The 393-nt window shown below is 49.1% G+C and carries 1 pseudogene; it reads left to right on the top strand.

What is annotated here, in order from left to right:
• Window positions 1-393: pseudogene (gene rtcB, locus ETC00_RS20250) on the top strand (RNA-splicing ligase RtcB); the annotation flags it as partial.

The raw sequence follows: 393 nt of genomic DNA on the forward strand, positions 1-393 counted from the left end.
ATCAGTGGTTAACGCAAAAATATCCCCGTTTCCTTAACACTAACAACTATAAACACCTGGGAACGCTGGGAACGGGTAACCACTTTATTGAAATCTGCCTTGATGAGTCGGACCAGGTGTGGATTATGCTGCACTCCGGTTCACGCGGAATTGGTAACGCCATCGGGACTTACTTTATCGATCTGGCGCAAAAAGAGATGCAGGAAACGCTTGAAACATTGCCGTCGCGTGATCTGGCGTACTTTATGGAAGGTACGGAATACTTTGATGATTACCTGAAAGCCGTGGCCTGGGCGCAGCTTTTTGCCAGCCTTAACCGCGATGCGATGATGGAAAACGTGGTAACGGCGTTGCAGAGCATTACGCAGAAAACGGTCAGACAGCCACAAACGC

Origin of the sequence: Brevibacillus sp. MCWH, from assembly GCF_013096935.1 — a bacterium.
In the GTDB taxonomy this organism is placed as follows: domain Bacteria; phylum Bacillota; class Bacilli; order Brevibacillales; family Brevibacillaceae; genus Brevibacillus; species Brevibacillus aydinogluensis.